The organism is Commensalibacter sp. A3DC (genome assembly GCF_047307945.1).
In the GTDB taxonomy this organism is placed as follows: Bacteria; Pseudomonadota; Alphaproteobacteria; order Acetobacterales; family Acetobacteraceae; genus Commensalibacter; species Commensalibacter melissae.
This window is the reverse complement of the sequence record NZ_JAXOQA010000064.1, coordinates 1-10,408: the sequence shown is the minus strand read 5'-3', so window position 1 is coordinate 10,408 and position 10,408 is coordinate 1. Positions and strand designations below refer to the sequence as shown.

Annotated in this window: 9 protein-coding genes; 5 read left to right on the top strand and 4 right to left on the bottom strand. The window is 38.1% G+C overall.

What is annotated here, in order from left to right:
- Positions 1–199: 199 nt before the first annotated feature.
- Positions 200–2,638, bottom strand: coding sequence for a DUF3772 domain-containing protein (locus U0839_RS07500; protein ID WP_413550395.1), 2,439 nt, complete (start codon positions 2,636–2,638; stop codon positions 200–202).
- A gap of 205 nt (positions 2,639–2,843) precedes the next feature.
- Here U0839_RS07500 and U0839_RS07495 point away from each other — a divergent pair, with 205 nt between their 5' ends.
- Entirely contained in the window at positions 2,844–3,446 is a 603-nt protein-coding gene (locus U0839_RS07495; protein ID WP_155564788.1) for an IMPACT family protein, read from the top strand.
- 86 nt (positions 3,447–3,532) lie between these two features.
- Here the strand turns inward: U0839_RS07495 and tldD are convergent, their stop codons facing one another.
- Together tldD and U0839_RS07485 are read right to left on the bottom strand one after the other, a co-directional pair.
- On the bottom strand, positions 3,533–4,984 hold the full coding sequence (tldD, locus tag U0839_RS07490) for a metalloprotease TldD (protein ID WP_155564789.1): 1,452 nt from the start codon (positions 4,982–4,984) through the stop codon (positions 3,533–3,535).
- 40 nt (positions 4,985–5,024) lie between these two features.
- Positions 5,025–6,065, bottom strand: a complete 1,041-nt coding sequence (locus U0839_RS07485) for a COX15/CtaA family protein (RefSeq protein ID WP_155564790.1) — start codon at positions 6,063–6,065, stop codon at positions 5,025–5,027.
- Between the two features lie 197 nt (positions 6,066–6,262).
- Here U0839_RS07485 and U0839_RS07480 point away from each other — a divergent pair, with 197 nt between their 5' ends.
- Both U0839_RS07480 and U0839_RS07475 read left to right on the top strand, forming a co-directional pair.
- Positions 6,263–6,892 (top strand): TVP38/TMEM64 family protein, encoded by a 630-nt coding sequence (locus U0839_RS07480; RefSeq protein WP_196424189.1) that lies wholly within the window; start codon positions 6,263–6,265, stop codon positions 6,890–6,892.
- Positions 6,893–6,939: 47 nt separating this feature from the next.
- Positions 6,940–7,563, top strand: a complete 624-nt coding sequence (locus U0839_RS07475; RefSeq protein WP_155564792.1) for a glutathione S-transferase family protein — start codon at positions 6,940–6,942, stop codon at positions 7,561–7,563.
- A 65-nt stretch (positions 7,564–7,628) separates the two neighbouring features.
- Here U0839_RS07475 and thiM read toward each other — a convergent pair whose 3' ends face one another.
- Positions 7,629–8,450, bottom strand: coding sequence for a hydroxyethylthiazole kinase (gene thiM / locus U0839_RS07470; RefSeq protein WP_155564793.1), 822 nt, complete (start codon positions 8,448–8,450; stop codon positions 7,629–7,631).
- Positions 8,451–8,581: 131 nt separating this feature from the next.
- Here thiM and U0839_RS07465 point away from each other — a divergent pair, with 131 nt between their 5' ends.
- Together U0839_RS07465 and U0839_RS07460 are read left to right on the top strand one after the other, a co-directional pair.
- Complete coding sequence (locus U0839_RS07465) at positions 8,582–9,328, top strand: SDR family NAD(P)-dependent oxidoreductase (protein WP_110439268.1); 747 nt, start codon at positions 8,582–8,584, stop codon at positions 9,326–9,328.
- A gap of 161 nt (positions 9,329–9,489) precedes the next feature.
- Positions 9,490–10,408, top strand: a 919-nt coding sequence (locus U0839_RS07460) for a COG2958 family protein (RefSeq protein WP_413550394.1), incomplete at its 3' end; no start/stop codon positions are given.

The window sequence follows — 10,408 nt, the reverse complement described above, 5'->3', positions numbered from 1 at the left end:
TCCATGATAAAATGTTTGGATTTTCATTTTTAAGAAATAAAGCGAGACAAATTTTCATACTTAAATAACTTTTTAGAAAAATAACAATAATACGTATTTAAAATTATAAATATATCGAAATAATAATATAAAAATAACAAAAAATTAATTATTTTTTAATTTTTCTTAATGTTAAGTTATTAATATTTATGTATATTGTCTATTTGTCACCCTTTTCTGAGGAGGGTTTGTTATTGGATAGCTGATTTATATTATTTAGATATTCAGATAAGATGTTATTTCTTACTGCATCTGTATTTGCCAGATAATTTGTATAACAAACAATGGTCATGACTAAAGAGCTTTCTGTAATGTTATCAATCCATATATAGGGTTTCGGATCATCTAGAACATCTTTTTGTTTTTCCATGATTTTCATGATTAACGTGCGTGCTTGATCCAATTGTTGAATGGTAATTACAGGTAATTTAAATGAAACCAGACCCATATGACGTCCACGGGTGGCATTCTGAACAGAAGATGTGATAATTTGTGAATTTGGAACAATTAGGGTTGAAAAATCTGACAAACGAATTTCGGTAGCTCTTACTTTGATGCTCATTACCACTCCTTTAACACCATTTATGATAACCGTATCCCCTATGCGGACGGGTCTTTCAGCGAGAAGGATAAGACCGGAAACAAAATTCTGGACAATGGCTTGTAAACCGAAACCAATACCGACAGAAAGAGCGCTGACAATCCAGGTAATGTTTTGGGTTGTTACCCCAAGGATGGATAAATCAATAATGGCGACAACGACCCAACAGCAATAATTGAAAATTGTATCAATTGAATTACAGGTTGCATTATCCAGACTGGTTTTTGGGAAGAAGTTTTTATTTAACCAGTTTCTGACAATTCTTATACAATATATACCAATGAAAAATACCAAGATTGCCTCGGCGATTGTTGAAAAGGAAAATGTAAAGTTACCTATTTTTTGGTTGGTTAGGGTGGTTGTTAAATGTTGGATGAAGACTACCAGATCAAAATTACCGGGGGAAATAATGGAAACAATTGTCAGAATGACAGTTGTTAGTGTGATGACACCGGTAATGATGGTTGATAATTGTTCCATGCTTTGAGGTTTTATGCCTAAAAGCTGTATTTTTTTACCCAGCCAGCGATCCGGATCAAAGATGAGGTTTGTTATATCATTCAAAAGTATTCTTAAAAGACTTAAAGTACTGAAAACCAGAATTACCCAGTTAAGCCATACACACATTGAATAACCCAAATGGATGTATCCTGTTAGGATGGCAACAATAGAGATGATACAGAATAATGGGAGCCCGATTGCAACGACAAGAAGTGTGATATCCGGACTTTGATTATTTTGTGCTGAATGAAGTTTGATTCTTTTCTGACCCACTTCGCGAAGCTTTATGGGAATGGATAAAAAAAGGATTGAGGCGACACAGGCAAAAAAACCATTGCATAATTGCTGTGCTATAATACTTACACCACTAACATTATTGATATAACGGACAATTCCAAGAAGCAGGATAATGGCCATATAAATATTGGGTAGAATATTGATTGAATGCGCAACTTCATCACCAATGGGCAATAACCGCCATTGTGGATTTTTTACGGCAAGAAAACCTCGATAAAGTCCAAAGATGAAACCGCAAAAATAAAGTTGGTGAATTATGTTTTGTGCAAAAGCATAGGCTTGTGGGCTGATCGTATTGTGGTTATTAATGGTTACCAAAATGAGTGTGGCAGATAATCCTGCGGTAAGAGAGGCTATTATTGCTGAACACAGCGTCATTAAACTGCGTCTAAGACGTGTGGGGGGAATGAATTTTTCTGTGAACTGTACCAGTCCCTTTTCAATAAGAGGACGCAGGATGAAAATTAACAGAATAGCGCCAAGAAAACCTGCAAGCATTGTAAGACGGCTTCCCCAGCCATCTTGCCATGTTTTGGTGAATAAACTGCCAAAATCAGAATATAGTTTATTTATGCGGGAACTGTCATCATCGTAATGAATGGCAATTTCATGCCAAAAATTATAACCTAGGGGGGAGGATATGCGGGTAAATAACTGCACCTGTTGAATCTTGGATAGAGCCTGCTGAATTTGTGCAACCTGACTATTGGCTTCCAAGGATATGATTGTTGCCTGCTGAATTTTTGCGCTAAGATCATTTCTATTTTGAATAAAGGATTTTTGTCGATCATTTAAATTTTTAATATCATCTTTGTTTTTATCACTTCCTGTATTTTGGATAACGTTATCCAATAGCTTTAAAGCCTGATTATATCCCTTCAGACGAGGGGTCAAATCAGTTACAATCGCATCGGCCGAGGTGGATATCGATCGTGCTTGATTCAGCAGATTTTTGAATTGTGTAAAATCTTCAGAATGCTGAAGGTTTTGTAAGCTTTTATTAATATTTCCCAATTGTTTTATAAGCTTATTTAAAATTGGTTGAGTTGTTGTATCGGGAATATTGAGAAAAACAGGTGTATTTGAAGGGGTTGATGAGGAAATAAGAGAGTTGGCTGCTTCTTGCGCGTGGGTATTTTGTATAGATATTGTTCCAAGGGAAAGGAAAAGACTAAATAATAGGTATTGCACTATTTTCATAGAAGCAGCTCCAAGTTTAAAGGCAAATTTGTTTTATTTTATAACGACTTGGTAAAGTAAACTATAAAAATATGTAAAAATATTGTTTTTTTGTACGAAATAAGGCGAAAATGGCCTTTTTGGAATGAATTATATGGGAATTGTTAGTAAAATGTATTCTCAAACATTGCTTTATTACATAAAAACATAATTTCTGAATGAATTGATGATAGCAAATAATCTGATTTATACGTTAACCGCCCCTTATCAATTTCAGCAAGAAATTCGAAAAAGTATATTTTTGGCACATGCTGTGCCCGTCTATACAGAAATGCAGGTTGGGGAATGGTTGCAACGATTAAAAATACCAGAGGCAACACATAATTGCTGGGCTTATCGTATAGGACAAAATTATAAAAGCAATGATGATGGTGAACCTTCCGGAACAGCGGGGCGACCCATTTTACAAGTTATAGAAAGACAGAATTTTGATTGTACACTAGTAATAGTTATTCGATGGTTTGGCGGTATTAAGCTAGGCGCGGGCGGTCTTATTCGGGCCTATAGTGGAACTGCGGCTGAATGTTTACGTCAGTCTTCCTCCAAATTATATATTCCTAAAAAAGAAATTATAATTGTCTGTTCTTTTTCAGATTATGCTTTGGTAAAAGCCCGTATTGGAGAATATCAAGCAGAAATTGCCATGGAAAATTTTGAATCCATGGATGTGGAGTGTCATCTTGTCGTGCCTGAAGAACAGTATTTGGCTTTGAAGCGGCGTTTACTTGATCTGACAAGGGGACAGATATTGATAGAGGATATTATATAGATAAAGATCGGTGATAAAATACAGGAGGAGAGATGATTTCCTGATCCTTGGGGTATAAGGATCAGTTACGTTTGTATTGACAAAAATTAGAAATCTGTTCCCCCGACGGTCAGGCCGGAAAGTTTAAGGGATGGCTGTCCAACTCCAACCGGTACGCCTTGACCAGCCTTGCCGCAAGTTCCCACCCCTTTATCTAATTCAACTTTATTGCCAATCATTGTGATTTTGGTAAGGGCATCTGGACCATTTCCAATCAGGGTGGCCCCTTTAACTGGATGGGTGACCTTTCCATTTTCTATCAGATACGCCTCTGAAGTAGAGAAGACAAATTTACCAGAGGTAATATCAACCTGACCACCGCCAAAATTGACAGCGTAAAGACCTTTTTTGGTGCTTTTAATCATATCGTCCAACGTATCTTTTCCAGCCAGCATAAATGTATTGGTCATACGAGGAATTGGCGCACAGGCAAAAGATTCTCTGCGTCCATTTCCCGTTGATGGTTTATTCATCAGACGGGCGTTCAAACGGTCATAAAGTAATCCTGTCAAAATGCCATCCTCGATCAGGTTTGTCCGTTGAGTTGGAGTTCCCTCATCATCAATATTAAGACTTCCCCGTCGTTCAGAGAGGGTGCCGTCATCAACGACATTAACCCCTGGAGCTGCAATTCTTTTACCCATTAAACCGGCAAAAGCAGAGGTTCCCTTGCGATTGAAATCACCTTCTAATCCGTGGCCGATAGCCTCATGTAACAAAATACCAGGCCATCCAGACCCGAGAACGACATCCATTTCACCGGCAGGTGCAGATTTACTTTCCTGATTGATTAGGGATTGATGCAAGGCTTCATGAACAGCATTTTTCCAAATATTTTCCTGTGTAATATGATCGTAACCATGGCGTCCACCACACCCATAGGAACCTATTTCTCGACGTCCATTTTTTTCTGTTATGATGGTAACATTAAGTCGAACCAGGGGACGGATGTCAGCAACACGGAACTGACTGGTCCGGATAATTTGAATTGCCTGCCATTCTGCCGATAGGGATGCGCTTACCTGAACGACATGAGGACTTTTTGAACGGGCATAAGCATCAATTTCATGAAGCAAATGAGCCCGATCGGCAAATTTACCTTGATGAAGTGGGTTGTCAGGGTGATAAAGCTGATGATTGGTCAGGACAGGTTTATCACTGATTATAGATTCATGATCTGATTTCAGTTGGCTGACAGTTTCACTGGCACGTTTTAAGGCTTTATCACTTAATTCATTGGAAAAAGCAAATCCTGTTTGAGTATCCAAGACTGATCGTAGGCCAAATCCAGAAGTGATATCTGTTGTCGCGGTTCGGATGGTTCCATCATCAATACTTATCATTTCACTTTCACGATATTCAAGAAACAGTTCTCCATCATCCATGGAAGAAAGGGTCTGATGAATGGATTTTTCTGTCTTATCCCGATCCAGCTGGGTTTTCTGTGGATTAAAAAATATAGAATCTGTCAGGGTCAAGGCATTGATGGGGTCAGTCATAAATGATAGCTTTCAAGAGGATCAAAATAAAAAATGTTAGTCATGATAATGATTTATTTTTACGCATATGATGTAGGGCAATCGTAACTGTTGTCAATAAAACGATTGCAAAGGCTTGATGAACGGTGCCTGCCCAGACGGGAACAACAAGCAATAATGTTGTAACCCCCAGGGCGTATTGGATAAGGACAGCCCATCCCATTGCCATAAAGCTGTCCTTGGTCGCCTTGTCCAATGAGGATTTCAGACCTGTCATAACGGTTATTAGAATCATTATGCCCGTAAATGTTGCCAGGAGCCTATGATTGAATTGAATGGTTGAAATATTTTCAAACCAGTTTAACCAGAAAGGGGATAGTCTGTTATAATCAGCAGGAATCAGGTGGCCGTTCATTAGGGGAAAACTGTTAAAGGAATGACCCGCATGGGTTCCTGCAGTAAAACCACCGGCAACAATGGTGACTAGCAATAAAATGAAATCAGTTCTCAATAGGGTTTTAATAAATTTTACGGCTGGATTTTGGGTCAGTGGATTGGGAACAGGATGGCGTAATGAAAGGGCTGTCCATAAAATAGCGATATAGAGAATAATGGCGCAGGCTAGATGCAAAACGAGACGGACCGGTTCAACCGCGGTGCTGTTTGCTCTGAATCCAGAATGAACCATGAACCAGCCAATACCGCCCTGTAATCCACCGAGAATAAAAAAAATGAACAGGCGCAGAGCCAGTTGTTTTGTGATCATTTTTTTATAAATAAACCAGATTAAGGGTAAAATGAGAACCAGACCTATTAATCTTCCCAGAAAACGATGGCTCCATTCAGCCCAGAAAATCTGTTTAAATCCATCCAGTCCAAACCCATTGTTAAGAATTTGATATTGTGGAATGGTTTTATAAAGATCGAATTCCCGAACCCATTCTGCGTGGCTTAGAGGGGGGATGATACCAGTGATTGGACGCCAATCCATAATGGACAGACCGGAACCCGTTAGTCGTGTATATCCCCCAAGGGCTATCATGCAAAGAAGCATAAAGCAGATGAGGAACAGCCACGTTGAAATTGATTTATTGTTTTGCATGAGTAAAGAAATTCTAAATAAATGATAAAGGGTATCGTTTTAAAGAAAAGTGAGATATTGTGTTTTTTTTAGTCCTATAAGAAGGTTTTTGCAAGTCAAGCCTTTCATAAGGTCAATAATTTAGTTGTGTTATGAAAAGAAATAAAAATTTAACTCAATACAAAACACTAATTGGTCAAGTAATAAAACCATTATGTATGGTTTTTGGAATTGTTATTGTTCTTTTACTTGCTCGTTATTTTCACGGCTTTGATTTGTTTTTAAATGATCATACGTTATTAAGGCGCGGGATAAAAGGTCCCCTGATTTTCTTATCCATTGCCATCATTATGTGCATGGTCGGTTTTCCAAGACAGCTTGTCTGTCTGACGGCTGGGGTGGTATACGGTTTTTGGTTGGGTATTTTTTACGCCACGATTGCGACTGTCATAGGAGCGTTATTGGCTTATAACTGGGCCCGGTGGCTGGGACGTGAATGGGGGAAAAAATATCTTTCCCATGCAAAACTAAAAAAAATTCATCATTTTATTCAAACAAACCCTTTTCATACCGTTCTTATCTGCCGTTTGATGCCTGTGGGCTCTTCCGTTCTGCTGAATACCATGGCTGGTATAGTTGGTATTTCCGTTATGCCTTTTATCTGTGCGACTTTTCTGGGAAGCTTTCCACAAACGGTTGTTTTTGTTTTACTCGGCGGCGGAATTCGGATTGGCCATTTTGGGCAAATTACGTTAAGTTTACTTTTATTGGCTGTTTCAATACTTGCTGGTTTGATTTTAATGAAACGTTCTTTTAACAAAAAAGATGATTTATTATTGCCTGAATAATTATAAAAGCATTATAATTTTCTCAGGATATTTCAAGGAGGCTATTGATGTTAAAGCTTTATACAATTCCAGGCGCTTGCTCAACAGGATGTCATATTGCCCTATATTGGTGCAAAGCTGATTTTGACTTTGAAATTGTTGATCATGATGGTTTAAAAAAGGATGAATTTCTTAAATTGAATCCATCAGGTAAGGTGCCCGTATTGGTTGATGATCGTTTTGTGCTGACTGAAAATGTCGCCATCATGAATTATATTGCGGATTCTTTTCCACAAGGGAAGCTACTCGGAGATGGTAGTAAGCAACAAAGGGCAGAGGCTTTGCGTTGGTTGGCTTTCGTAAATTCCGATATTCATCCTGTATTCGGTTTGATTTTTGGAGGACAACAAATCAGCGGCGATCAAAAAGTGATTGAAATCCTTGATACTGCCGCTCGTAAAAAACTTCATAAATTATACGGTCAGGTTGATAAACAACTGGCGGAAAAGGAATGGATCGCGGGTTTCCGTAGTGTGGCAGATCCATATTTATTCATGACCTTGACCTGGGTTCAAAATCTAAAAATAGATATTTCGAGTTATAAGAATCTGTTGCAGTTTTATATGAAAATGCAAAAAGATGATGGGGTTCTTGCTGTTTTCAAGGCGGAAGGTATTCCGAATTTCGTTTGATGTCCAAATAAGGTATGATGAAAATGAAATTTCATTTTCATCATTTTGGAAAATTATTTTATCCATTATTTGACAAGATTAATTTTTGCATATTTTATAATCTTTTCATCGTTCAATAGATAAAGCTCGTCAATTAATCCGATTTGCAGACTGCCGGGGGCGTTGATATGTTGCATAGCGATATCGGCGGCAATGCCAATAAAAGCCATTGCCGCGGAACAAGCATATAGGGTGTTTTTTTCAACAGACAGGCATGCTGCGGTGATGGCGGTTGCTGCACAACCAGATCCTGTTACTTTGGTTAAGAGAGGGTGGCTGTTTCTTACGGAGACAATCTCTTTTCCGTTGGTGATATAATCTGTTTGGCCACTGATTGACACAGTGGTTTTATAAGATAAGGCCAGTTGTTTAGCGGCTTCCAGTGCATCATGAGAGGAATCAAGACTATCCACTCCATGGCCCTGTGTTCGAGGAGATGTATTTTGATGATAATGGTAAAGACTGATAATTTCTGACGCATTTCCCCGAATGGCATTGGGGAAATTCTGTAAAAGACTGAGCGTTGTTTTGGCTCGATAAAGAGAGGCACTAATGCCCACCGGATCGAGTATCCATGGAATGTTTTGCTGGTATGCGGTACGACTGGCCAACTGCATGGAGCGTAATTGGGGTGTTGATAAAGTCCCGATATTGATAACCAGAGCGTTGGATTTTTGAACGAATTCCTCAACTTCCTCCTCCGCATTGGCCATGGCGGGTGATGCGCCAAGCCCAAGTAAAATATTTGCGGTAAATTGGGTTGCAACCTGATTGGTTATATTGAGGATAAGTGGATTTTTTGCGCGTATGGCATGAAGAGTGGAAATTAGGATATTGGGTTCGATCATGATAATACAAAGTTTTTGTTTTATAGGTTATGGTTTATGAATGGAGATTATAGACTATTTCGTTGCAAAAGATATCTGCCTTACGTATTCTAGAAATAATAATGTCTTTTAAAATTTGAGAGAATAATAAAGTGGATCTTGGTCTAAAAAATAAAAAAGTGCTTATTAGTGGCGGTTCCAAAGGAATTGGATTGGCGATTGCCCAAAAATTTATTGATGAAGGTGCGTTTGTCAGTATTTGTGCCAGAAATCAGCAAGGTATCGATAAGGCTATTCTGCAATTGGGTGACCGGGCCATGGGCATGACTGTTGATATTAACAAGGCGGATGAAGTTGAAAGATGGATCAAGGAAAGTCACAAAAAGATGGGTGGGCTTGATCATGTGGTGGCGAATGTAAGCGCTCTTGCCTCGGGACGGGATCTGCAAACCTGGAAAAAGGCGGTTGATACAGACCTGTTAGGTACCGTTGCCCTAGTTAACGAGACATTGCCTTATTTAACCAAACAGAAAAACGGATCAATTGTTATCATATCCAGTGTTTCCGCTTCTGAAATAGACGTATTTGCTGAACCATATGGCGCCTTAAAGGCTGCCTTGAATCATTATGGCAAATCGGTTGCACTAAGAGTTGCAGAACACAATGTAAGGGTTAATCTTGTTTCTCCAGGAACAATTTATTTTAAGGGAGGGATATGGGATCAAATTGAACGGGAGCAGCCTGAACTTTATAATACAGCCTTGAAGAATAACCCGTTAGGTCGTATGGGAACACCAGAGGATGTGGCCTCAACAGTTGTTTTTCTGACAAGTGAACAGGCAAGTTTTATTACAGGAAGCAACCTTGTTGTTGATGGTGGCATGACAAAACGCGTGTAAAATTATTGATAAATTGCCTGTCCCAAGCCTTTTTAAAATCAAATAGGCGGTATCGGGCAATTTAACCGGTTATATATATTATGTTCTTTAAATAAGGTTAACCAATTATTTTAATATCATATGATAGAAATAATGAATTTATCTGAACAATTTATAATATTATGAAAAATTATACATTAATTCAGCAAGTTGTTTTATTTTTAAAAGATAATCCGCATAAACGATTTACCGCGCGTGAAATTGCAATCCAATTAGTTAAAATTTATCCTGATTATTATAAACAAAAAAGACTAAATAGCCAGCAGCGTTTTACCTCGGAAAATTCTTTTATTTCTCAAATTGTTGCTGAAATTGGTTCACGTATTAAAAGGTTGAAACAATCAAATGCAGGAATATTGATTCAGGACCAACCTCGACCAAGAGTTTACGAATGGAAAGGTAATTCCAGGCTCAAGAGCAATTTTATAGATAAACTGAAAGATGAAGAAAATGCAGGTAAAGACATTTTAAATTTGCCATTAAAAAAGATAAATTATACGGAAGCTGATCTTTATCCTTTATTGATTGAGTATCTTGGTACGGAATATAATTTAAAATGTGATAGGATCAATGAAAAATTTTCAAAAAAAGGTAAAGGGGAAAATGGCAATAAATGGTTGCATCCGGATATTGTTGCTTTGCAGGCAGTGACTGAAGACTGGAATAGTTTGGTTAAAACTTGTGTACAGTCAGGGGATGCTAAAATGGCTTATCTATGGTCTTTTGAAGTAAAAAAACAGATTTCCCGCTCAACGGTTCGTCAATATTTTTTTCAGGCCGTTAGTAATTCCAGTTGGGCAAATTACGGTTATCTTGTGAGTGCAAGCATTCCAGATGATGGAACGATGAATGAGCTGAGAATGTTGTCGGCTTTACATGGTATTGGGTTAATTATACTTAAAACAGATAATGTAATTGATAGTCAGATAATGATTCCGGCGGCATTTAGAGCAGAGGTGGATTGGTGCTCGGTAAACCGGTTGGTTGAAGAAAATCCGGATATGAGATTGTTTATTCAAAAAGTTGCAAGTTATTATAAAA